The sequence below is a fragment of the Falseniella ignava CCUG 37419 genome (genome assembly GCF_000301055.1).
GTDB lineage: Bacteria > Bacillota > Bacilli > Lactobacillales > Aerococcaceae > Falseniella > Falseniella ignava.
Genome location: NZ_JH932300.1, coordinates 725,011 through 750,414 on the forward strand (window position 1 = coordinate 725,011; position 25,404 = coordinate 750,414).

The 25,404-nt window shown below is 37.0% G+C and carries 23 protein-coding genes and 1 riboswitch; of the genes, 1 reads left to right on the top strand and 22 read right to left on the bottom strand.

Annotation, left to right across the window (positions count from 1 at the left end):
• Entirely contained in the window at window positions 1-1,326 is a 1,326-nt protein-coding gene (locus tag HMPREF9707_RS03460) for a tetratricopeptide repeat protein (protein ID WP_006701317.1), read from the bottom strand.
• A 160-nt stretch (window positions 1,327-1,486) separates the two neighbouring features.
• Here HMPREF9707_RS03460 and HMPREF9707_RS03465 point away from each other — a divergent pair, with 160 nt between their 5' ends.
• The gene (locus HMPREF9707_RS03465; RefSeq protein WP_006701318.1) at window positions 1,487-2,815 is read left to right on the top strand and encodes a nucleobase:cation symporter-2 family protein; all 1,329 of its coding nucleotides are present in this window, start codon (window positions 1,487-1,489) and stop codon (window positions 2,813-2,815) included.
• A gap of 85 nt (window positions 2,816-2,900) precedes the next feature.
• On the opposite strand, the gene HMPREF9707_RS03470 is transcribed toward HMPREF9707_RS03465, so the two are convergent.
• The 21 genes from HMPREF9707_RS03470 to HMPREF9707_RS03570 all read right to left on the bottom strand — a co-directional run bounded on the left by HMPREF9707_RS03470 (window position 2,901) and on the right by HMPREF9707_RS03570 (window position 25,396).
• Complete coding sequence (locus HMPREF9707_RS03470; protein WP_006701319.1) at window positions 2,901-3,464, bottom strand: histidine phosphatase family protein; 564 nt, start codon at window positions 3,462-3,464, stop codon at window positions 2,901-2,903.
• Window positions 3,465-3,490: 26 nt separating this feature from the next.
• Window positions 3,491-4,411: an AEC family transporter gene (locus tag HMPREF9707_RS03475; RefSeq protein ID WP_006701320.1), complete on the bottom strand. Its 921-nt coding sequence runs from the start codon at window positions 4,409-4,411 to the stop codon at window positions 3,491-3,493.
• A gap of 18 nt (window positions 4,412-4,429) precedes the next feature.
• Window positions 4,430-6,589, bottom strand: coding sequence for a CocE/NonD family hydrolase (locus tag HMPREF9707_RS03480; RefSeq protein WP_006701321.1), 2,160 nt, complete (start codon window positions 6,587-6,589; stop codon window positions 4,430-4,432).
• Between the two features lie 28 nt (window positions 6,590-6,617).
• Window positions 6,618-7,076 (bottom strand): GNAT family N-acetyltransferase, encoded by a 459-nt coding sequence (locus HMPREF9707_RS03485; protein ID WP_006701322.1) that lies wholly within the window; start codon window positions 7,074-7,076, stop codon window positions 6,618-6,620.
• A 113-nt stretch (window positions 7,077-7,189) separates the two neighbouring features.
• On the bottom strand, window positions 7,190-7,465 hold the full coding sequence (locus HMPREF9707_RS03490) for an HU family DNA-binding protein (protein ID WP_006701323.1): 276 nt from the start codon (window positions 7,463-7,465) through the stop codon (window positions 7,190-7,192).
• 137 nt (window positions 7,466-7,602) lie between these two features.
• Window positions 7,603-8,919 (bottom strand): ribosome biogenesis GTPase Der, encoded by a 1,317-nt coding sequence (der, locus tag HMPREF9707_RS03495; protein WP_040442909.1) that lies wholly within the window; start codon window positions 8,917-8,919, stop codon window positions 7,603-7,605.
• 76 nt (window positions 8,920-8,995) lie between these two features.
• Window positions 8,996-10,312, bottom strand: a complete 1,317-nt coding sequence (rpsA, locus tag HMPREF9707_RS03500) for a 30S ribosomal protein S1 (protein ID WP_006701325.1) — start codon at window positions 10,310-10,312, stop codon at window positions 8,996-8,998.
• 116 nt (window positions 10,313-10,428) lie between these two features.
• The gene (gene cmk, locus HMPREF9707_RS03505; RefSeq protein ID WP_006701326.1) at window positions 10,429-11,097 is read right to left on the bottom strand and encodes a (d)CMP kinase; all 669 of its coding nucleotides are present in this window, start codon (window positions 11,095-11,097) and stop codon (window positions 10,429-10,431) included.
• A 70-nt stretch (window positions 11,098-11,167) separates the two neighbouring features.
• Window positions 11,168-11,776 carry a LysM peptidoglycan-binding domain-containing protein gene (locus HMPREF9707_RS03510; protein ID WP_006701327.1) on the bottom strand — a complete coding sequence of 203 codons (609 nt, stop codon included), beginning with the start codon at window positions 11,774-11,776 and terminating at the stop codon, window positions 11,168-11,170.
• 185 nt (window positions 11,777-11,961) lie between these two features.
• Window positions 11,962-12,546 (bottom strand): ECF transporter S component, encoded by a 585-nt coding sequence (locus HMPREF9707_RS03515; RefSeq protein WP_006701328.1) that lies wholly within the window; start codon window positions 12,544-12,546, stop codon window positions 11,962-11,964.
• An 87-nt stretch (window positions 12,547-12,633) separates the two neighbouring features.
• Window positions 12,634-12,753: riboswitch (FMN riboswitch) on the bottom strand.
• Between the two features lie 7 nt (window positions 12,754-12,760).
• The gene (locus HMPREF9707_RS08915) at window positions 12,761-13,501 is read right to left on the bottom strand and encodes a pseudouridine synthase (protein WP_006701329.1); all 741 of its coding nucleotides are present in this window, start codon (window positions 13,499-13,501) and stop codon (window positions 12,761-12,763) included.
• A 3-nt stretch (window positions 13,502-13,504) separates the two neighbouring features.
• Complete coding sequence (gene scpB / locus HMPREF9707_RS08920) at window positions 13,505-14,125, bottom strand: SMC-Scp complex subunit ScpB (protein ID WP_006701330.1); 621 nt, start codon at window positions 14,123-14,125, stop codon at window positions 13,505-13,507.
• Window positions 14,115-14,855 (bottom strand): segregation and condensation protein A, encoded by a 741-nt coding sequence (locus HMPREF9707_RS03530; RefSeq protein WP_006701331.1) that lies wholly within the window; start codon window positions 14,853-14,855, stop codon window positions 14,115-14,117. The genes scpB and HMPREF9707_RS03530 overlap by 11 nt, the downstream gene beginning before the upstream one ends.
• Window positions 14,856-14,884: 29 nt before the next feature.
• A complete protein-coding gene (locus HMPREF9707_RS03535) occupies window positions 14,885-15,295 on the bottom strand; it encodes an RNA-binding protein (protein WP_006701332.1) in 411 nt (136 codons plus the stop codon).
• Between the two features lie 39 nt (window positions 15,296-15,334).
• The gene (locus HMPREF9707_RS03540) at window positions 15,335-16,138 is read right to left on the bottom strand and encodes a purine-nucleoside phosphorylase (protein WP_006701333.1); all 804 of its coding nucleotides are present in this window, start codon (window positions 16,136-16,138) and stop codon (window positions 15,335-15,337) included.
• Window positions 16,139-16,148: 10 nt separating this feature from the next.
• Window positions 16,149-17,318, bottom strand: a complete 1,170-nt coding sequence (gene deoB, locus HMPREF9707_RS03545) for a phosphopentomutase (protein WP_006701334.1) — start codon at window positions 17,316-17,318, stop codon at window positions 16,149-16,151.
• A gap of 27 nt (window positions 17,319-17,345) precedes the next feature.
• The gene (gene xerD, locus HMPREF9707_RS03550; protein WP_006701335.1) at window positions 17,346-18,233 is read right to left on the bottom strand and encodes a site-specific tyrosine recombinase XerD; all 888 of its coding nucleotides are present in this window, start codon (window positions 18,231-18,233) and stop codon (window positions 17,346-17,348) included.
• Window positions 18,230-19,102 (bottom strand): S1-like domain-containing RNA-binding protein, encoded by an 873-nt coding sequence (locus HMPREF9707_RS03555; RefSeq protein ID WP_006701336.1) that lies wholly within the window; start codon window positions 19,100-19,102, stop codon window positions 18,230-18,232. The genes xerD and HMPREF9707_RS03555 overlap by 4 nt, the downstream gene beginning before the upstream one ends.
• A 93-nt stretch (window positions 19,103-19,195) precedes the next feature.
• Window positions 19,196-20,953, bottom strand: coding sequence for a pyruvate kinase (gene pyk / locus HMPREF9707_RS03560; protein WP_006701337.1), 1,758 nt, complete (start codon window positions 20,951-20,953; stop codon window positions 19,196-19,198).
• A 23-nt stretch (window positions 20,954-20,976) separates the two neighbouring features.
• Window positions 20,977-21,951, bottom strand: coding sequence for a 6-phosphofructokinase (gene pfkA, locus HMPREF9707_RS03565; protein ID WP_040443076.1), 975 nt, complete (start codon window positions 21,949-21,951; stop codon window positions 20,977-20,979).
• Between the two features lie 103 nt (window positions 21,952-22,054).
• Entirely contained in the window at window positions 22,055-25,396 is a 3,342-nt protein-coding gene (locus HMPREF9707_RS03570; protein ID WP_006701339.1) for a DNA polymerase III subunit alpha, read from the bottom strand.
• Between the last annotated feature and the right edge of the window lie 8 nt (window positions 25,397-25,404).

Below are 25,404 nucleotides of genomic sequence, written 5' to 3' on the forward strand. Positions count from 1 at the left end.
CTATCCCCCCTTTTCGCTGGTACATCTTTTAGTATACTGCATTTGATTCAAAATATCTTCATAAATCCGTTCAAATTCAAGTCGATCATAATAAGTTAGACGATAACGGTCAATTGTTTCAAGTACTTTATCATATATTTCAAGTTTTTGGTAGCAATTCACTAATCGTAACACTGCATCTTGATGTGGTGTTTGTTGATTGATTGCATTGTCAAAATATTCTGCGGTTTGTTCAATATTTGGATGATCAAAAGCTTGGTAAAGTATACCATAAAGATAATCAAAAGTTCCTTCAGGCATGCTGCCATCATCCATACAGCGTAAATAGTGTAAACCGTCCTTTGGCTTTTTAAGTCGACAACATAAATGGATTAAGTGACTCGCAATTTGATAAGCTAAGCTATCTGAATTCGCAACTTGATAACTCTTTAGTAAGATGGGAATAAAATCAGGATGGTCAAAAGAGATATATTCAAAATAAGTTGCCACCTCAATTATAAGTTTTGAATACTGATAATCATTAGGCTCGATGGCTTCTAAAAGTAGTTCCGGGTTTGGTTTTAATGCTTTACCATTCAAGAGTTGATGCTTCAACAACTCTACCTCAAGTGAATGATCCTTAGTGATCAATCGATTTAAAGTTAACAAACCATTATCATACTGATGTTGTAAGTAATAAATTTTTGCGAGATTTAAGATATCGGTCGGATGATTGACATTTTTTATTAATGGGTGATTTAATAACAACTCATTTAAAGAAAAGGATGAAGTAAGAGTATCTGCTGCAAAATTTAATAATTTTTGGTAAATAAATTTTTGTTTTGGCGAATTGATCAAAAGTTGAGTGTAACAAATCACTGATTGTTTGTAATCACCCATCCTGTCGTATAATTGTGCTAATTCTAATTTGATTGAAAAGTTATTGGGATAATCATTGATGCTTTTTATTAAAACTTGAATAGCTTTTTCGTATTGAAGCTGTTTAAGATATAACTCATATTCTACGAGTCGATATTTTAAAATGGGTGGCTGATTGGCTGGGGCAAATAATTTTGAAAGCCAGTAATTTTCAATCTCTGCATAATTTTCAAGCGTCAATAAACATTGACAGATATTATAAATTATTTTTTTTGATGGGTATGCTTGATAAGCAAGTTGTGCTAAATCTAAACATTTTTCTGGATTAAGATACTGATGTATTACAAGGTAATCCCGTACTTGTTTACGTAACTGCGTATTCTGACGATAATACCTTATAAATTCATTGCGTTTTGATGATTCATCTAACGCATTCGACTCAATAATATCTTCCAACAGGGTTTTCATATTACCACCTCCATTTATATTATACTATATAGCCATTTACAAAAACACTCAAAAGACGAACATTCGATTAAATTTTTAAATATAAAAATAGAACTGGCTATATTAATTGAAAAAAATAGGTTACCATGAAAATTGTAATTATAGATATTTGGAGGTCATTATGGAAAAGCAAATTGAAGTGTCGTCAATGGGTCAAAAAAATGAGTTGGTGTATGATATTGATTCGAATCCTCCATTTGGGTTATCATTAATACTAGCACTACAACACATTTTAGCCTCGTTTGCAGGGATTGTGGCTGTGCCACTTGTAGTAGGTACAGCGCTGAATTTCTCCGTTGAAGAAATGGCCATTATGGTCAGCGGGACCATCTTTGCGTCAGGTATTACTACCATTATCCAAGCTAGAAAGCTTGGTATCATCGGATCAGGATATCCTACAATGATGGGAACCGACTTTACTTTCGTTAATCCTCAAATTAGTGTTGGAGCACGATTTGGTATTCCAGGAATTGTCGGTGCAGCCATCTCAGGTGCCTTACTTGAAGTAATTTTAAGTCGCTTTATTAAACCATTGATGCGTTTCTTCCCGCCGTTAATTACCGGAATTGTAGTCTCATTAATCGGAATTACGATCTTACCTGTAAGTATTGATTGGGCTGCTGGAGGCGTTGGAGCCGCTGATTATGGTTCATTAAGAAATATCGGGATAGCTTTTATTGTTATGATCTTTACCTTATTCCTAAATCATTATGGTAAAGGAATTTGGAGTACAGGAGCTGTTTTTTGGGGTATGATTTTTGGTTATTTAATCTGTATTCCACTTAATATGGTTGATTTAGAAGCTGTTGCAGCTGCTAAATGGATTGAAATCCCACATATTTTCCGTTACGGAGTCAAATTTGATTTCGCTTCTACCTTATCATTTTTACCTGCTTTCTTAGTTTCAGCCATCGGAACGACGGGTGTTTTAATGGCTGTTGGGGAAGCTTCAAATAAAATTCCAACCGCAGATGAGATTGCGGGAGGGGTTTTAACAGACGGTGTTGGATCAATTATTTCTGGAATTTTTGGTGCAGGGCCTAACACTGCTTTCTCACAAAACGTTGGACTAATCACTTTAACAAAAGTTGCAAGTCGTTCTGTGATGATTTTAGCGGGAATCATACTTATTATTTTAGGTATCTTCCCTAAAATTAGTGCGATTATCTCAGTTATTCCAACTCCAGTATTAGGTGGTGTCGGTGTTATTATGTTCGGACTTGTAGCAGCTCAAGGTATTAAATCACTAACAAGCATTCACCTAGGTGACCGTGAATTACTTATTATTTCAGTGGCATTTGCAATGGGGATTGGGGTTACCGTTAATCCAGGAATCCTAGCAAACTTACCAGACTGGTTACAAATGATGTTATCTTCAGGTATCTCAGCAGGTACAATTGCTGCGCTTATCTTAAATATCGTCATGAAAGACAAAAAAGTACAAGCTTAATCAATCGTTAATACGCATAAAATTATCCTATGGGAATCTCGTTTCCCATAGGATTTTTATTTACTATTTTTTAATTAATAATCCATTAAATATCCCACTCTCGAACGGCGATGCAATGACCGGAATCATCGAAATTCAATTCAACCACCCATGGCATTTGATCTTTAATTCGTAAAGTGTCTTCGACACCAAAAGAAGTATCATAATAATTGGCAATCGCACTCATCGCAGTCCCATGACTCCCTATAACGATGGTCTGCATGGGATGTTGTCGTATAATATGTTCTAAAGCTCGAATATTGCGCTGTTGAACTTGATTAATCGATTCGCCTCCGGACAAATGATAATCAAAATCAGCCCACTGTTTTGTTATATAATCCACTTCAGGTTTTTGCCAAACGTGGCCAATCGCTCTTTCACGGAAGTCTTCAACAATTTGAATCTGAATCCCTACTTTGGCAGCAAATGGCTTGATTGTATCATAGGATCTACGGTAGGGGCTTGAATAAGCATAGTTAACGTGTTTATCTTTAAGAAAATCAGTTACACGCTCTCGATCTAATAAGCCTTTATCAGTTAACTCACGTTGGCGATCATCGAGATTAAGATAGTTGGGGTGGCAATGGCGAATAAAATAAACTGTTGTCACAATATATTCCTCTCTACAAACAAATTCTAAATAAAACTTAATAATAGCGGTACAGTAATAATCGATAAAATAATCGATACACAAGTTAATTTGGCAGCAAAGTCAACATCCAAATTATATTGGGCCGCTAAAACCGTTGTCGGCGTCCCTATCGGCATTCCTGCTAAAATCACTACTACACCAGTTAGGGTTGAATCCAGGGAGAATCCCTTCATAACCATTAACACAATGAGTGGGATAGCTAATAGACGGATAAAACAGTAATATAATACCCCCGGTTCTAGAAGACTTTTTAAACAAACTTGTGAAATAATTGCCCCAATTAAAACCATTGCTAAAGGTGCAACAAGAGAAGCAATTCCCATCGAAGCACGTTCGATAAATGGCGGTAAGTTAATTTGTAGTAGTCCACGCGCTAACCCGATAAAAACAGCAATAATCGAAGGATTTTTCAGTAATTTAAGCAGTGCATTTAGCGTACTTTGCCCTTCTTTTCGGCTGGCTCCTAACATTGTCAAACCTACCGTCCACATAAATAAGCGGTGCGGAGCTAAATAGACTGAAGCCATCATCGCCCCCGTTGATCCATAGATGGATTCTGCGATAGGTAAGCCTGAAAATCCAGCGTTATTAACTAAAGTTCCATATGCCATCACACGAGCTTTCTCTTCGGGATAACTTCGATATAATATTGGTGCTATCAAACTGTTGATTGAATAAATAATCACTGCTGCAATCATCGCTTGCAAACTTAAGAGTAATAAATCAATAGTCACGGTCTTAAATGAATTAAAAACCATAATGGGTAAGAAAACATTAATTAATATTGACATCATACCATCTCTCCCCACATGGGTCAGTATTTGTTTGCGTCCTGCAAAAAATCCAAGTGCAATATATAGTAGTAAAGTTAACTGTAAATCAAGTAATTGAAGAAACTGTTGCATCTCCGCCTCCTTTATTGTTTATAAAAAATCTATAACTAATTGTATGCTTTCTGTTAGAACTTGATACTTTTGACATTCTGTTGGGTGTAATGTGTACAGGTAATCATTACCATAAATAATTAGACCTAATCGGTGTCCTTCAGGTAACGTATAATCCATTGGAATCATATCTATTTCGTAAGTTTGAAATCCTTGATCATCCGAAGAATTGACAGGTGTTTTCAAGTTCACCCATCCTCGAGTGATAATATGTGAATCAGATGCATCGAGTTCATATGTAAAAGTAGTTTGTGGTAGTTTCGTTGAAAGACCGATACTCCGTTTAGTTGATGTTGATTGTGTACGCTCATTAACAATTCGATGCGAACCATAATCGACTAGTAAGCACGACAAAGCACCTTCATTTCGATTGGATTTCACTTTTAATTGTATTCGCATTGTACCATGTAAATGTAGCTGATTTTCTAGCGAATCTGACTCATAACGTATCGCAAGTGTACTTTTAGGATCTAATAACTGCTCTTGCCAATCCTTTGCGGAAAGAAAATCGAGCTGAGTCTCGAATGTATCTATCGTTGCTTCAACTGAATCATTCGTTGATATATCTGATTGAATGAGACGATCACCTTCAATTTTAAAACGGATCTGTTGCCGTTGGTCATAATTAACTTGGTCCCACTGATTTGGGTTGAGATTTGATTGAACGATACCTTGTCCGTTCGTTAACGGTTGAGCACCTAAATCAAGTAGATAATAATCCAACCACCGATCCATCAGATCCATTAAATCATAATTATCAATTGAATGAATTGAGATATGTTTACCCCGATGAATTACAAAGTTTCGGCTAATCGAATTATTCTGTGTTGCTTCCATTAATTTGAATAGATGTGAAATCTTTACATTCCAATCATTGGTACCATGCATAATTAACATCGGTACTTGAATCTGATCCGCTTGATTCAAATAATTACGTTGGTCCCAAAATTCATTATAATATCCTGATTCACGGTCCATATCATGGCGCATTGCTTCAAATAATTCACGGAATCGTTGGCGTTTGGCTTGCGTCGCATTCGTCGGGTTCATTAAAAACGATTCACAAAACCAAGATAGAATATCAATGTCTTCTCCAGGATATCCTTGAGGAGCGACTACTAAGTTATTATAGCGATAGTAATCGTACCAATTTGAGATACCTGCTTCAGGTAATATTGTTTTTAAAGAGCAACTCTTTGAATATGTTGCGGTACCAATAGCTAAGGTTCCTAAATAAGACTTACCCGTCATGGCCACCGTACCATTTGACCAAGTTGGGACGACGCGCTGTGTCGCTTCAAGATCATAATATCCCGCAGTATCGCCATCAATCCAACGCAAAGTAGCATCAACTGCATCCAACTCTTCAATCGATCCGGTTAGATTATAACCTTGCGAATAATAAGCACCCCGACCCGCATAATAAATTACGGCGTAGCCTTTAGCCAGATAGCGTTTCATTGCAGGATTCCGTCCATAAAGTGGTGGTTCAACAATTTCTTCTAATGATGCAGTCAGTTCAGGGAGTAATCTTGTTTGCCCTGGCTTACTATAATCTGTTAATTGATAGGATTGAATCGGGTCTTCGTGCGTTTCAGTAATCGAATGTAATGCCTCGGGTGCAAAGGCATCATTGTTCGTTCCCATTACATACGGATTCGCAATATAGAGGATTGGAACAGTCCCCTCTTTTTGATACTCTCTTGGACGTTCGATGTAGATTTCCACTAAATCACTATAAGGGCTGTCCGTTGTTGTATAAGCAGTCTCGATAAAGACCCGCTCTTTAATCGTCTGTGTCTCATCATAGGCCATGATTGTCACATCATGATACACAATCGGCCCATTCGGAGTATATTGTTGAACGAACTTCGGCAGATAACCCGCTGCAATCAATACTTCAAGAACACTGCGTTGATCGGACAATTGAAGTTGTAAAAGATCATCGAAATAAGTCGTTAAACTTGAATGGACTTCAAGCGAAAGACGTTCAATCGCTTGGGCTATTGTTGTCGAATAGACTTCCAAACGTTGAAGTAATAATATCATTCGTTTAGTCAAATCATCGTGAGATTTAATTGCCGTTCCAAACAACTCTTGCATTATTTCTTCTAAATGAGGGTTTTGAATATGTATCATTAGAAATTCTCCTTAAATAACATTAATACTACAAAACTTTTTTATTTACTTGATAAATCATATCTTGATGTTCTATCCCAGCATCCAAGTAGATGGCATCATTACAAGTATTAAAACCGACTGTTTGATAGAACCCTATCGCTTGAATCTGAGATGACAAATGAATTTGTGATATTTTTTGTTGATGAGCCCATTCAATCACCTGCTCCATTAATGCTCGACCATACCCTTGACGACGATATGAAGCAGAGGTCGCAATACGTTGTAATTTTAGACATAATTTATCGGATTGATTAAATATATAAAAACGTGCAGTTACAATTGGTAGCGCATCGAGATAACCGACGACATGCCAACACTGTTCATCGTTTCCATCAATTTCTAAAGACTCGCTAACGTCTTGCTCGTCAATAAAAACGGCACGCCGAATTGATAGTGCATCTTGGTAGATTTCTCCATCTGTACCAAGTTGATATTTAAAAATCATATATTATCCTCCGTCAACTATGAATAAACCTATTATAACGATAAACGCAAATAAAACCAATCTAAGGCAAATAAAAAAACTAGGCACCTAAATGCCTAGTCTAAAAGGTATAATTATTTAACAATATCTTTTAAAGCTTTACCAGCTTTGAATGCAGGAACTTTGCTAGCTGGGATTTGGATTTCTTCACCAGTTTGTGGGTTACGTCCTTTACGAGCTGCACGGTCACGAACTTCGAAAGTACCAAAACCAATTACTTGAACTTTCTCACCATCTGCTAAAGCTTCCATAACTGTTTCAAATAATGCTTCAACGGTAGCTGTAACGTCTTTTTTAGTTAAGTTTGTTTTAGCTGCTACGCGTTCTACTAAATCTGCTTTATTTGCCATTGAATTTCCTCCTCAAATATCTCATCATATGAAAATACAATAAAATATGCTTAGTGACATATTGAATCGCATCTCAATTATTAGAATAGCATATTAACCTTGCTATTACAACATTTTTAGTTAATCTTCCATGTTATTTAATTTTTATTTTCACGAACTAAAATACGAATTGGTGTTCCGATAAAACCAAAAGATTCTCGCAATTTATTTTCTAAATAACGTTGATAACTGAAGTGCATCAGATCAACATCATTGACAAAAACAACAAAAGTAGGTGGATTTGTTGCCACTTGTGTCATATAGAAAATTTTAAGTCGACGTCCTTTATCGGTCGGAGTTGGATTCATCGCCACTGCATCAGATACTACCGTATTAAGCGTCGATGATTGAATCCTTTGATGGCGTACATCATGAATTTCTTTTAGTAGTTGAGGTAATCGATGGAGACGTTGTCCTGTCTTGGCACTCACAAATAAAACTGGTGCAAAACTTAAATATTGAAATTCCTGGCGGATTTTATCGGTGAATTCATCAAAAGATTTATTATCTTTGTCAACTAAATCCCATTTATTCACTATAATGACAATCCCTTTACCCGCTTCATACGCTAATCCTGCAACGCGCTTATCTTGCTCAATAATTCCTGTTTCTGCGTCAATAACAATACATGCAATATCGCTTCGATCAATCGCCGCTTGAGCTCGCATTACCGAGTATTTTTCGGTAGATTCCCAAACCTTGCCACGCTTACGGATGCCAGCTGTGTCAATCATTAAATAATCTGTGCCATCTTCAGTAAAATGAGTATCTACCGCTTCACGGGTAGTTCCTTCGATATTTGAAACAATAACACGTTCTTCATTTAAAATACGGTTGACAAGACTTGATTTCCCCACATTTGGGCGTCCGATAAAACAAAATTTTACATATTCGTCTAGATCAAAACTTGCATCATGCTCTGGTAAAGCTTGAAAAAGCGCATCTAATAAATCTCCAAACCCAGTACCATGAGAACCCGAAACCGGATATGGTTCGCCTAGCCCTAAACTATAGAATTCATATATCATTTGACGTTGCTCAGGGTTATCTGCTTTATTAATGGCTAGTAGAACAGGTTTGCCCGAACGTAATAACATTTGTGCAACGCGTTCATCTTCGTGTGTAATACCTTCCCGAACACTCGTCACCATAATAATTATATCCGCTTCTTCAATCGCCAATTCCGCTTGGTACTTCACTTGATCATTTAACGGTGTATTACCTAAATCAATTCCACCCGTATCAATCAACCGGAAAGGCTTGCCTAACCATTCTGCCGTCGCATAAATTCGATCACGAGTCACACCGGGCAAATCATTAACAATTGAAATACGATCCCCAACTAATCGATTAAAAATTGTAGATTTTCCGACATTCGGTCTTCCAACCAGTGCTACTACAGGTATCTCGTCCATCATTATCACCTTCTTCAATAAAATAATAAAAGACTGACTTAATAATCTAAGCCAGTCTGTGTCAAATTAGATCTTATTACTCTTCGTCTTCACCAAAAGATAGACCTTCAAGAGCTCCACCGCTTATCATATCACCTAGAGTGAATCCTGATTCAATTTCCTCATTTGAGGTAGCTTGATTGGATTGACGACGCGGACGTTGTGATTTTTCACGACGTGGACGTTGACGACTTTCTTTTGCAGTCGATTCATGTTTTGTCTGTTCTTCTGCTTCCAGCTCAGCTGGTTTTTCTTCTAAAGCTTTAATTGATAGAGATAAACGATGCTCTTCTGGGTTAACAGAAAGTACTTTAACTTTAATTTCTTCACCTTCAGTTAATTTTTCTGCAGGTGTTGCAATATGTTCGTGTGCAATTTGTGAAATATGAACAAGACCTTCTACACCTGGGAAAACTTCCACAAAAGCGCCAAAGCTTGTTAGTCGTTTTACAATACCATCTAAAACTGATCCTTCTGGTGCTTTTTCTTCAATATTATCCCATGGACCTTCTAACGTGTCTTTAATCGACAACGATACGCGGCCTTCTTCTTCATTAATAGAAAGAATTTTTACATTGACAACTTCGCCTGGAGTTAGGTGATCACTTGGTTTATTAACATGTTCGTGAGCAATACGGCTGATATGAACTAATCCATCAACCCCGTCAAGATCAATAAATGCGCCAAAGTTAACCAGACGAGCTACTGTACCTTCAATAATGTCGCCTTCTTTTAACTCTGCTAAGCGTTCTGCACGTTTTGCTGCTGCTTCTTCTTGCGCGATTTCTTTGTGAGATAAGATTAAGCGATTTTCGCTTGGTTCAATCTCAACAATTTTATATTTAAGTGTCTTTCCAACGTAAGGTGTGAAATCATCAACAAAATGTTCTTCTACCATTGATGCAGGAACAAATCCACGAACACCTGTATCAACAACTAGACCACCTTTGACAACACTCTTAACGGGAGCTTCAATAATCTCACCATTATCAAATTTAGCTTGTAATTCTTCCCAAATCTTTTTAGATTCGATTTTTTTCTTAGATAATAAGAAGTTTCCATTCTCTTTATCTTTAATAGGCTTAATTACAACCAATTCGATTTCATCCCCAATATTTACAATATCAGTTACGTTCTCGAAAGGTGTTGCTGAAAGCTCGTTGCGTGGAACTACTCCTTCGAGTCCGCCACTTTCTTGGATTGAAACACGTACTTGATCATTCTCATCGAAAGCAAGCACATCCCCTTTAACAATGTCGCCACTATGGATTTCTCGGACGCTATCTAAAGCATCTTCCATTGTCACCATCGTTGGCTCTTCTACTACTTCTTCATTTTCTAAAAACTCTGTCATATAAACCATTTCCTCCTAAGCGTTCCCAATATAAAAATCAGCCAGAGTTGACTAATCATATAAATTTTACCAAATTTTAATCGTTAAGTCTAGTACAATATCATAAGTTATCCAATCTATAGCTGGGGTTGGATCATCGAAATGACCTTATTCACGACTTCTTCAACCGTCAGGTTACTCGTGTCGACTTCAATCGCATCCTCAGCTTTTCGTAAAGGGGCAATTTTTCGATTAGAATCATACCTATCTCGTTCAATAATTGCTTGCAATATATCTTCATAGGACTGAGTTAATTGATTTCGTTGTTTATTTTCTTCGTATCGACGTTGTGCTCGAACTTCAGCGCTAGCAGTTAAAAAAATCTTAACTTCTGCTTCTGGTAAGACAACCGTTCCAATATCACGTCCATCCATAATTACCGAATAATTTCGACTTAATTGTTGTAATTTATGATTTACATATTCCCTAACAAATGGATAAGCAGATACTTCCGAGACAGCTGCTGTTACCTGCTCAGAGCGAATTTCTAAACCAATCGGTTGCTGATTCAATCGCACCTCAAAATAATCTTGATCTGCCATTAGCTCAATATCAAATTGCTGAAGCTGTTCCTTGATAGCTTCACTATCGTTTGGTTGAATATTATTTTCTAATAATGCATAGGTAATTGTACGATAAATAGCACCGCTGTCAACGTAGGCAATATTTAATTGACGAGCAATTTGTTTGGCAATCGTACTTTTCCCAGACGATGCGGGGCCATCAATGGCAATTTGAATAGTCATAATTAATTCCTCACTTTCGAATTCATATAAAAAAGATCCCAATCGATTCGTGGGATCTTATCTTTTGATATTATGGGATTTGAATGGTATCGCCAGGGAATAATGGTGAGTCGATTGAAGCTCCATTAAACTGAGCAAGTTGATAAACATCAATGCCATAATTTCGTGCAATCGCAAACCATGAGTCTCCCGCTTGTACCGTATAAGTTCCACTTCCTTGACTTGGTGTTTGAGGTGCAGGTGTAGGCTCTGCCGGTGGAGCTTGAGTTGTTTGCGGTTGGGCTGTTGTCGATTCAATGGTTTCATTGGTGACTTCTCTTGTTGCTAAAGTGATCTCGTTCGCTGTTGTCTCTTTCGTCTCTTCTTTGGTTGTTGAGTTACGATCAATACGGACTTCTGTGGCTGGACGAGTAGCAATTTGATCATTTTTCTTGCCACCATTCACTATAATATATAATAAGAAAGGTGTAATAAATCCTACTATAATAATTAATAATAACACTTTCGATAAATTACGCGCTTCTTTTGCAGGTTGATTACGAACTGATCGCGAAAATTGGCGCTCTTTTAAATTATCTTCTTCGAATTTATTATCCCATGGTTCTTGAGCAGATTGTGAAGGTGAATCGTGGTTCATCCCTTCCGTTCCCCTATAATCATTTTCATTATCTTTTGGCATAAGAAACCTCCTGATTGTAAGTATCATTCTAAGTATGTAAATTTTAATAGATAATACTTATAAATATTAACATATCTTTTCTTTATTGTAGCCAATAATGCCCTAAAGTACTATCAAAAATACGATATTGACATCATAATGTAATCAATATGTAATATAGAGCGTTACAGATTGGTAGTTGGCAATTACATCCTTGTATATTTGGGATTTAAATAGGGTTTGAACGAACGAATTGCTAATTGAATTACTCCCCATTGCATCACTGTCATAAGTAAACTCTTAATCAAATTAAAAGGAATGACTGCTGCTTTAATAAAGGTCATCTTCGATTCAATTTGGAAATTAAGAACTCGGATATAGATCGGTAATGCGATGAAATAATTAAATAATGACATCGTAACAACCAGTAAAACAGCAGAATAAATAGCTATTTTTAAATAATCAATCCACCCTAGCGCCGTAGTATGACGTCTTAAAACAAAATGTGTTGGAATAAATAATGAGAATGATGCAATAAAACTCATTGTTGCTCCAATCGGGATACCAGCTTCCCCTCCTTTAATTAAAAAGTTAAGTAGGTCTCGAACAAATGCCACACAAATCAACCCAAACGGTCCATTCGTTAGCATACCTATAAATACAGGTATTTCACTTAAGTCCACTTTTAAAAAGGGAGCAACCGGTAAAATAGGGAAATCAAACATCCTTAAGACGACTCCCATCCCACCTAAAATTGACAACAAAACTAATCTTCTTGTTCTATGTTCCATATCCTCTAGCTCCTTCTTTTTTCGTCACAGGGAGCAAAAATTCCCATACCAAATAGGGCATGGGAAATAAAATTCATATCTTATGAATTATCGCTTCTTCCATCCAGACTATACTGTCGGTCTTGGAATTGCACCAAGTCAACTTACATTTGTAAGCTCGTGGACTTTACCACCGGTCGGGAATTACACCCTGCCCTGAAGACATATATTATTTTTAATTCATTATATCATCTTGGGCACTAAATGCAATCTTCTTTAATTTATCAACTTCAAAAGCTGAGAGTTCTCGCCACATCCCTGGCTCAAGTTTACCAAGCTCTAGAAAAGAAATCTTGACTCGTTTTAAACGTTGTACAGGATGCCCTACCACTTCAAACATTCGTTTAACTTGATGATTCCAACCTTCGTGAATCTCTAGACGGACCCGAGAGGTTTGTTGTCGAGGTTTTTTATTTAAAAGGCGTGCTTTTGCTGGAGATGTCTTCACGCCGTCTAAATCGACTCCCCGTCGAAGAAGATTTAATTGATCATTTTCAATAATCCCCTCCACTAGGGCTTCATATTCTTTACTTATCTCATATTTTGGATGCATCATCAAATTAGCAAACTCACCGTCATTTGTTAATAAAATTAATCCGGTTGTATCATAATCGAGGCGACCTATTGGATAGATTCGCTCCTCAATTTCAGGTAACAGATCAGTAATAACTTGACGGTCTTTTTCATCGGCTGTTGATGTAATAACACCCGCTGGTTTATGTAATAGAATATATCGGTAATCTTCTTTAAAAATCACTTTCCCATCAACTTCAATAAAATCACTTGGTGAAACTTTCGTTCCTAATTCGGTGACAACTTGTCCATTTACTTTAACTCGCCCTTGTTCAATAAGGTTTTCACATTTACGCCGGCTTGCGACACCACTATGGGCCATGACTTTTTGTAATCTTTCCATTTATTACTCATTCCCTTCGATTTCATCGAATTGCTCGACCTCTTCAATTTCTTCCGAGTTTAATTGCCATGGATAAAGCTCAAATAATTCATCTGATACTAGTTGAGCATTTAACGCTAAAGGTTCAATTTCTGGTAGGTCATCCAAACTTTCCAACCCAAAATAATCCATAAAATAATCTGTTACACTATAAAGCACAGGTCGCCCAGGTGCTTCAATGCGTCCAACTTCTTGAACCAAATCCCGATTGATTAACCGCTGAATTAAACTGCTCGAATTTACCCCTCGAATCTCATCAACAGTCATCCGAGTTACAGGTTGGCGGTAAGCAATGATAGCGAGTGTTTCAATCGCTGCTTTCGATAACGCTTGATTAAATGGAGCTTTCGCAAAATTCTCAACATCTTCACTCAATTCACTCTTCGTCACAAAACGTAAAGTCTGATTGTAATAAGTAAGTTTAATAGGAGAATAATCATTACAATCAAACCATTCCATCAGTAAGGTCACTTTATCTTGAATGATGTTTAAATCTTCAGCTAATGTTTGAGCCAACTCTTGATAAGTGACACCTTCATCCCCTGCAACAAAAATAATTCCTAATATCCTTTTTTCAATCTTCATGCGGCATTAGCTCCTTTAATTTAACCATTTCGATGGGTGAATGATTATTTGTTTGAATAAATGAAATATAACTCTTTTTGACGAGTTCTAACATTGCTAAAAAAGTCATAATAATTTCATGCGAGCTTCGACTTGTTAATACCTCATCAAATTGAATTGATTCATTAGGCTGAAGTGATTCAAAATGTTGTTGAATTCGACTAATTTGATCATTAACGGTTAAGTTTTCATGATAAATTTGCCGTTCTAAAGGCTGACGCTCTTCGAATCTTTCCATCGCTTGTTGCATTGCACTCGCAATATCATTCAAAGTATAGGCATCTACTTTAAGCGGAATAAATTCTTGATAGGCAGTGAGATCCGCTGGTGGACGACCAAAAGACATCGAACGTTGATCTCGATAGGACTGAAGTTCAAACGCAATATCTTGGAAATGTTGATATAAGAGAAGCTGTTGAACGAGTTCATCTCGTGGATCAAAATACTCTTCTTCCTCTTCATTGAGAGTTGGTTCAATCGGCAATAACATGCGACTTTTTATTTCCAATAAAGTAGCAGCCATCACCAAATAGTCGCCTACTCGGTCTAGTTTGACTTCTTCCATCGCATGGATATAGGTTAAATACTGGTCTGTAATTTGAGCGATTGGAATATCAAAAATATCAACTTCTAGCGTTCGAATTAAATGCAGTAATAAGTCAAAAGGCCCTTGAAATGAATCAAGGGTCACATTGAGTTCGTTACTAATAAGATCACTTCCTATTCACCCAAAGCTTCTTGCTGAAATTTCTCACCCCATTGAGCAACTTTTTCCGATAAATCCATCGTTCCTATAATTGCATAATTAGGATATTTTTTTCGCAACTCACCATACATTCGATAATCAATGCCGTCATCAATAAATGAAGGGACAATACCGTAACGTTGAATTACTATTGATGTTGAGTGGCGTTGATCGTTTGATTCAAGCGTATTAAACTCCACCACAAAGATACCAATAAAATTATCAGTCTCTGGATCACGATAGAGAAATATTTCTTGTGAATCATCTTGGTAGATACTCTCTAGTAATTCTTTTACATTCGATAAATCTCGCTCATCCTCAGGAAATGTTAAACTAAGGAGACCTAATACTACTTTGTCATTGTTCGTTTTTGAGTTGACTAACATGTATAATCACCTTTTATAGTATATTCATTGCTACTTATTTTAGGCATATTCACCAATAAATTCAAGCAATGTTTTTTTGAAGTTCGGTTTTGCTTTTTGAGAAACTTCAATCACTTCCTCATGATTTAAAGTTGCTTGCATTCCGGCTGCTAAATTCGTGATACATGAAATGCCAATTACTTCCATTCCACAATGTTGTGCAACGATAACTTCGGGAACAGTAGACATTCCTACAGCATCTCCACCTACTGTTCGGACCATACGAATTTCAGCAGGCGTCTCGTATGTAGGACCTGTTAACCAAGTATAGACTCCGCGTTTCATAGGTTGATATTTTTCACCAATTTGAGCTAGGAATTCAATGGCTTTTGCACTATAAGCATGTGACATATCTACAAATCTCGGCCCATGTTCTTGAATATTCTTGCCGATGAGTGGATTCGCTCCGGTTAAATTAATATGATCCGTAATAATCATTAAATCACCAGGCACAAAATCCGTATTAACTCCTCCCGCCGCATTCGTGACAACCAATTTGCTGACACCTAATTCATGGAAGATTCTTACAGGATAAGTGACGGTTTCTAAATCATAGCCTTCATAATAATGGAATCGACCTTTTAGCGCAATCACCCAACGCCCAGCAAGTTGACCATATACTAATTCTCCCGCATGTCCTTCTACGGTTGATACTGGAAAGTTAGGTATCTCTGAATAATCAAGACAAATTGGTTGTTCGATTTCATCTGCTAAATCACCGAGCCCAGAACCTAAGATTAATCCGAATTCTGGTTGGGTAATTCCTTTTTGCTTCAAATATTCAACAGTTTGAGTAAATGACATCGTGTCCCTCCTAGATTAATTGATTTAAAAATGATTGACCGTTTGAAGTTGATTCAACTTTAAAATTATCACTGATCGTTGCTCCAATATCACTAAAATGCTTAGCTTCTAGTTCTTTAGGCTGCTTTATTGAAGGACTATATACTAAAATTGGAACATATTCTCTTGTATGGTCAGTACCTGTAAAGGTTGGGTCATTCCCGTGATCTGCAGTAATTATTAATAAATCATCTTCATGCAATTTTTCTAAAATTTCAGGAATACGTGCATCAAATTCTTCTAGAGCTTGTCCATAACCCGCCACATTTCGGCGGTGACCATAGACTGAGTCAAAATCGACTAAGTTCGTAAAACTCAATCCATTAAAGTCCTCGTCTAAAACACGTAATAATTTGTCGACACCATCCATATTATTTGCCGTACGATTACCCTTTGTAATGCCACTTCCATTGAAAATATCTTCGATTTTCCCGACTGATATCACATCGTAGCCACCATTTTGAACATAGTTTAATGTTGTATCTTCAAACGGGCTCAATGCATAATCATGTCGATTTGAGGTACGTTCAAAATGACCCGGTGTTCCGACATACGGTCTAGCAATAATACGTCCAATCATATATGGATCTTCTAAAGTTATTTCACGAGCATATTCACAAATTCGATACAATTCTTCAAGTGGAATCACTTCTTCGTGAGCAGCAATCTGCAAAACGGAATCAGCAGAAGTGTAAATAATTAAATCACCTGTTTCAAGTTGATGAGCACCATATTCATCAAGTATTGCCGTACCCGAAGCCGGTTTATTTGCTACCACCTTGCGACCAGAGAACGTTTCAATTTTTTCAATCAATTCATCGGGAAATCCATCTGGAAATACGCGAAAAGGTGTCTGGATATTTAACCCCATAATTTCCCAATGTCCTGTCATGGTATCTTTGCCTGCTGAAATTTCTTCTAATTTTGTATAATAACTTGTTGGGTTAGTAACAGGTTCCATCCCTTCAATTGGTGCAATATTAGCTAATCCCATCGCACGTAAATTCGGCATTTTTAATCCTACTGTTCGAGCAATATTACCTAAAGTATTCGCTCCAACATCACCAAAATCAGAAGCATCTGGGGCTTCACCAATACCAACAGAGTCCATTACAATAACATGAATTCGTTTAAATTTCATCATATCCTCCTTATTATCTAACCCCCACTATGCTCGAGGGAATGTTTGCCGATAGACTTTTTGTAAGCGTTGTTTAGAAATATGTGTGTAAATTTCTGTCGTAGATATATCTGCATGACCTAAAAGTTCTTGTACCATCCTTAAATCAGCACCATTCTCCAATAAATGTGTTGCAAATGAATGGCGCAACATGTGAGGAGATACATTTCGATCAAGACCTATTTCTAGACAATATTCTTTTAATGCTTTCCAAATACCTTGTCGTGTAAATCCACTTCCTCGTTGGGTTAAAAAAATTATTTTTGTTGGTTTTTTATTATTATATAGAGGATACACCTCGTTTAAATACCTGTCCAGCCAGTAAATGGCTTCTTCACCTAAAGGAATAATTCGTTCTTTATTCCCTTTTCCGAGTGTTTGAATAAAACCGAGATCAAGATGCAAATCATCGCGAGTTAAATGAATTAATTCACTGACACGCAGTCCTGTTGCATACATTAATTCCAAAATGGCACGATCTCGTATCCCTTTATTGGTCGATGTATTTGGCGCATTCATGAGCTGATCTACTTGTTTTGAACTAATCACTTTAGGTAACCGTTTAGATGATTTAGCACCTTGAATTAATTCGGTAGGATTATACTCAACTTCACCTTGTAATTGCAAATATTTGAAAAATAAACGGAGTGTAGACATCACACGATTAACTGTCGAAGTTGCATAATGATTGGCATTCAAGTAAGTCATAAAGTTCGACATAATTCGATAATCGACTTGTTTTATATCTTTCACTTGGTTCTCTTCAAGATAGCAATAAAATTTTGATAAGTCTCGCATATAATTTTCAATTGTATTCGTAGATTTACCTTCATCAATCAACAAAAAACGTTTAAAATCTAGCTGATAATCTTTCATTGATTATCACCCGATGTTTTTAAATAAATACCTTCCTGGCGAACTTGGGTAACTATATCCGCTTTCATTAAACGTCCAACCGCTCTTTTGAATTGAGATTTACTTAGACCTAATTGCCTTTGTATTTCATCACTTGGTGATTTATCATGTAACGGCAAGAATTGATTGGGTTGCTTCTCAAGCACAGCTTGAATCATCTGAGCATCGTCTTCAAGTGCTTCAAAAGCTCTAGGACGTGTGGACGCATTCAACTTACCATTTGGATGAACTTTTATAACTCTAGCCTCGACCACTTGACCAAGTTTCAGTGGATCTAATTGTTCTGATTCATGGATAAATACCTCAAAGTTTTCTTGAGATAACCCCACCATCCCGACCCCTTTATCTTCAAATAAGGTTACTTGAAGGGATTGATTCATCAGTCTGTTAGGAGCAGATTTTCGGTATTGTTCAATATCATTCGCTTTAAGCAAGTGTGCCCAATAACGTTGACGCTCATCGATACTCATCTGGACTAATAATTTTGCGTCAAGTTCCGGCCATTTAGCAATATCATCCGATAACTCATCTAAAGAAATCACGATATCTTTATTCGGTAAGCCCACATCAATAAATAATCCGAGATTTGGACGTCGTCCGACGACCCGACCCCAACCAAAGCCTTCCGTTATAATTGGAGGTAAATCGATGATAAATTTTGCTCGATTATCACGATCGATATACCCAAATCCTAAAATAGAATCTCCAACTTCTATAGGAGACACTACTAAATCTTTTACTAATTCATAAGTTGTATTTGCTTCATCTTGGATATAATATGCATATTTATTTTCGTCGCTCACTTTACCCATGATTTGAAATGTATTCATTCAATCCCACCTCACTCTTTAAGTATTTTTGATTAATAATGATAAAAAGCATATTAAATAGTGGTAAACCGCTAGATAATATGCTTGAAGTCGTTAAATGCTTACTGTTGCTCCGCGATAAATCCGTCCTCGACGTGCATCAACAGTAATCATTTCATTTGATTTTATAGCTTCTAGGGCTCCTTTAGCGGCTACGACTACTGGAATGCCGCATTCCAGTCCCATAATGGCAGCATGAGATGTGATACCACCTTCTTCAACAACTAAAGCACCTGCTTGCATAATCGCTTCATTGTATGAAGAGTCTGTATGCTGAGTAACTAAAATAGAGCCTGAACTCATTTGTTTAATGGCTTCTTCAGCAGTTTTAGCAATGACAGCTTTGCCAATATGATTGCCGATACCGACACCTTCCCCTTCTGCAAGTAAAGTACCAATTAATTGAATCTTCATTAAGTTCGTTGTTCCAGATTCATAGACCGGAACACCCGCTGTAATTAAGATTAAATCTCCTTCGCGAGCAAATCCTACTTGTTGAGCAAGTTCACTCGCAGAATCTAACATATCGTCTGTTGATTGTGGTGGTCTTACTTTACGAGCTTCAACCCCCCAAGCCAAACTAAGTGAACGCTTTGTTTCCTCACTAAATGTTGCGGCTAAAATATTTGCATTCGGGCGATATTTAGCAATCATCATTGCAGTATGACCAGAACTTGTAGCCGCTACAATTGTATTAATATTAAGATTCTTAGCAGTATGTCCTACCGCTTGACCAATTGCTTCTGATAAATCACGTTTATCATAAGCTTTTAAACTTAATGAATCTAAGCCTAATGTATTTGCTTCAGTATTCAAGCAAATATTTGCCATTGTATTCACAGCTTCAACAGGATATTCACCTGAAGCAGTTTCTCCAGATAACATCACAGCATCTGTTCCGTCAATAATGGCGTTAGCCACGTCACTCGCTTCTGCTCGTGTTGGGCGAGGGTTTTTTTGCATGGAATCTAACATTTGCGTTGCGGTAATAACATATTTACCAGCTTGATTACATTTTTTAATAATTTGCTTTTGTTCAATTGGTACTACTTCAGGTGGGATTTCAACACCTAAGTCACCACGAGCTACCATAATTCCGTCAGAAACACTTAAAATCTCATCTAAATTATCTAATCCTTCTTGGTTTTCAATTTTTGAGATGATTTTAACATGAGGTTGTCCTGCGTCTTCTAAGACTTGACGGATTTCCATCACATCCGATGAGCGACGAACAAAACTAGCAGCAATAAAATCAATGCCCTGTTCTAGCCCAAATTTAATATCACTTTCATCTTTTTCGGTAATTCCTGGTAATTTAAGCGATACATTAGGTACATTGACACCTTTACGTGATTTTAAAATACCATCGTTTAAAATTTCTGCCGTGATAATACCCGCTTCGTAGTCTAAATCAGTAATTAAAAGATCAATCAAACCGTCATCTAATAGGATATGACCTCCGACACTCACGTCGTGAATTAGATTCTCATAAGTCACTGAGAACATATCGTCCGTACCTTCAACTTCCTGCATTGATATTTTAATTGAATTCCCTTTATGCAATTCCACAATCGGTGTTGCCATTAAATGCGTACGGATCTCTGGACCTTTAGTATCGAGCAAAATCCCGATATTTTGACCCGTTAATTCACGTGCTTCTTTTAATAAATTCATACGCTCTAATTGCTCTTCATGATTCCCATGTGAAAAGTTAAAGCGAGCTACGTTCATCCCCGCATTAATTAAAGCGACGAGCTTGTCTAAACTATCTACAGCAGGGCCTAAAGTACATACAATTTTGGTTTTTTTCATGATTGTCTCCTTTTAATAACTTCCTATATACCGCGATCGGTTAAATTAATATTCAATTGGAATAAGTCTTGTCTTACAGCGTGCTCTGTTTTCTTCAAAGTTTTAACAATATCAAAGACAGCAAGACGTTCTTGTTTAATCCCTAAGTAGATAGCGGATTGACCTTGAATAATCAAATCAACGGCGCGGGCCCCCATAAGCGTTGCGAAAACACGGTCACGAGCAGATGGCGTTCCTCCACGTTGAATATGTGATAACGTCACCCCGCGAATACTTTCATCAGGTGAGTATTGTTTATATTCTTCTACAAAACTATTTACATCTGAGACACCTTCAGCTAGAACGATTAAAGAATAGTCTTTCCCTCGATTCCTACCTGCTGCAATACGACGTACAATACTTTGCATTCTAAATGATTCTTCAGGAATTAGGATCGCATCTGCCCCAGCTGCAACCCCTGCCCAAATCGCAATATCTCCTGCATGACGTCCCATAACTTCAACCACAAAGGTTCGGTTATGACTTGCTGCGGTATCAGAAATTTTATCAATTGCATCTAACGCCACACTCACTGCAGAGTCAAATCCAATGGTATATTCAGTACCAGGAATATCATTGTCAATTGTAGCTGGAATTCCAATGGCAGGAAAACCTAACTTAGTCAAAGCTAATGCCCCTTGAAAAGATCCATCTCCCCCAATAACGATTAATGCATCAATATTATGATTATTTAACTGTTCGACTGCTCTTCGTTGATATTCTTCCTTTGAAAACTCTGGAAAGCGAGCAGAATAAAGAAAAGTTCCGCCACGACGAATATTATGATGCACATCAGAAGTTGTTAGTAGGCGAAAATCGCCTTCAACTAATCCTTTAAATCCGTTATAAACTCCATACACATCGATGCCATGATGAATTCCTTGTTCAACTGTAGCACGGATGGCTGCATTCATGCCAGGTGCATCGCCTCCACTAGTTACGACTGCTATACGTTTAATATCCATAAGTCACCTCTAATGATCCACATAGTTAATCTTTATTTTAACATTAAAATAAACTATTGTCATAAAGTTTTTAAAAGTATTTCATTTGTTTTCATTATTATTTGAAAACGACACATTCATTTCCAAAAAAACCTTTAAGCTTCTGCTCTAATTGGATTGAATAGTTTAATCGATAACTCGAATCAAGTTGGAAAGCCTTTCGTTCACTATTGACGATAATAACATCGATTGGATAAGTCGGGTCGCTAAATTGACCTATGTAATTTGCTGCTTGATCTAATGCTTCGAAAGAATGAATTTGTATAAAACATTGTGTATATGTATTTTCATTATGAGTATGCTGCGAATCGGGAGTTGCATCTAAGATTGATTGAATAATTAATTGTTTACGTTGGTTACGCCACTCAATCTTTCCACGCACTCGCAAAACAGCATTCTCCGATAATAAACGTCGATACTTTAAATAATCACTTGGAAATAAGACTGCTGATAGTTCACTTTGCATATCAGTAAGGGTAACAAAGGCCATCTCATCCCCTTTTTTTGTCCGATGAATTTTAACCTGCTTGATGATAGCAAGTGTTTCGGCATAACCACTCGAAGAATCTGCTAAAATGGATTGTAATGATCGCACCGTTCCATTCTGAAAATAACTTTGATAAGCTTCGAGAGGATGCCCACTTAGTGTAAATCCTAAATAATCATTTTCATATCGGATGCGCTCTAACCGAGAAAATTCAGAAACATAGTTGATTTTTGGATTTAACGCTTCAAAGAGTGACATATTATAACGAGTATATTGGATACTTTGTAATAAACTATCTAAGTTAGTGACTAAAGTTCGTCGATTCGATTCTAAAGTATCGAAACACCCTGTTAAAATCAAAGCTTGTAAAGATTCTTTATGTAGTTCACGTTCAGGAAGACGCTGTAGAAAGTTAATAAAACTAGTAAATTTTCCAGCTTGAGAACGCGCCTCAAGCATTGCATCGATCATGCTCTTTCGAACACCACGGATTGCATTAAAACCAACACGTAACTGAGGTCGAGCTGTAAAGTTTGCTTCGCTTAAATTAATATCTAAAGGTAAAGTTTTACCTAAAGCACGTTGCGCTTCTTGAATATAATTCACTTGGCTTTGGCGACTTGATGAGCCACTATTTATTAATGCCGCATAAAATTCTGCGGGATAGTGGGCTTTGCAATACGCCATTTGGAATGCCAAATATGAGTAAACTACCGAGTGAGATCGGTTAAATCCATAATTTGCGAACGCTAAAATATATTGAAAAACTTGTTCAGAAATTTCTTGTGAATGGTTACGTTGGATAGCGCCTTCTACAAAAGACTGATGAAATGAATCGAGCAAGTTTAAATTCTTTGAAGCAATAGCTCGACGGAATGAGTCAGCTTGACCATAAGTGAACCCCGCCATTTGCACCGCAATTTGCATGACTTGCTCTTGGTATACAATGACACCATAAGTTGCTTTTAATATTTGATCCGTCGAAGGATCGATGGTAGGAATCGGTTCTTGTCCACGTTTACGTCGATTAAATGTTTCAATTTGCTTCATAGGCCCTGGACGATACAAAGCATTCACAGCCACAATATCTTCAAAAGAGGTCGGGTAGATTGTTTTTAAAACTTTTTTTATGCCGGCTGATTCAAACTGAAATATCCCATTTGTATCACCTTGTTGAAAGAGTTTTAATGTTGCTGGATCATCTAAGGGAATGCCTCCCCAATCAACAGTACTTTGTGTATTCTTTTGAATTTGCTGCTTCATTTGATCTAATAGCGTTAAATTTTTTAAACCAAGAATATCAATCTTTAATAATCCCATCTGTTCAACTTGATCCATAGGTAATTGAGTGAGTAAAACTTCTCCTGGACGATTTCGAACTGGAATAAGTTGATCGATTGGTTGTTGGCTAATAACAACTGCCCCAGCATGCGTTGAAGATTGACGTGGTAATCCATCTAAAGTCGTACCCATCCGATAAATTTGTTCATTTATCTTTGAAGCATGCACATAATCTCGAAAAGCTTCAGATTGGTCATAAGCTGATTTAAGTGAAAGAGTCGTGTTAGTTGAACTAGGTAATAATTGTAACCATTGTTTGGTTGTTTTTTCATCGACTTCTAAAGCCTTCAGTATATCTCGTAGCACGGATTTAGCTCCAAAGCGACTAAACGTGATAATTTGAGCCACTTGATTTTCACCATATACTTGCGCTAAAAAGTGAATCACTCGACTTCGTGATTCATCCGATATATCGATATCAATATCTGGCAAACTGAGTCTTTCTGGATTTAAGAAACGTTCAAAAATTAAATTATATTCGAGTGGATCGACTTGAGTAATTTCAAGTAGATACGCAATCAAAGAGCCTGCTGCCGACCCCCGTCCCGGTCCAACCGGTATTTTTTGTTGATGACAATACTGAATAATTTCCCAGACAATTAAAAAATAATCATCAAATCCCATTTGATGAATAATTTGCAATTCATGTTCAATTCGTTGAATGTAAGAATTTTTTTGGCTTAAGCCGAGAACAGTAAGTCGTTGCATGACCAAATGCTTTAAATAGCTTGCTGAATGGTCAAAGGTTTCTGGAATATGAAATTGCGGTAAAACCTCTTTATTGGGCTCAATTTGAATGGCGATATTTGCTTCGAGTTTGCTAGTGTTCGTTAACCATTCTGTGTACCCTAAGCAAGCACACTGTTCCTTAACGATATGATACGGGCGCATATAATATTCGGTCTGATGGTCTAATAAATCTTTCGTCATAGGTTGATTTGCTTTAATAGACTGGAGCATTTGAATACTCGAACCATCTTCTGAGTTTAAGGCATGAATATACTGACTAATAATAACCGGAATGTCCAATTTTTTCGACCACTTATCCACTTGTTTCAATTCATATTCATTGCTTGGGAATAAATTAACTCCGATATAGATTTTGTCTTGACCAAAAATTTGCACTAAAAAGTTATGTAATTGTTGAATTTGATCCGTTTGATCACGAACCATTGCATAAAGCAGTTCGTTTTGATTGGATGAACTTATATAAACTAAATCTTGCGCTTGGTATTGGAGATATTGCCAGATTACTGATGTATCCACTGAGTCAGTTAACAATTGACGAGATAGTTGTCCTAAATGGTAATAACCTATTTTGGAAGTAGCATATAAAAGAAATTCATAAGGTACTTCTGAATCCACTATTCCAGGCAAAATAACCCGCAGTCCGATGAGTGGACGCAGGTGATGTTTTTTGGCTAATTGATACAGCTCAAGGGACCCATAGAGTACATGCGTATCCGCAATTCCGATGGATTGATAACCGTATTCTTTAGCTTTGATCGCATATTTGTTCAGTCGGAGTGTACTTTCGAGAAATGAATACTCACTTTGAATATTAAAAAGCATCGATCCCC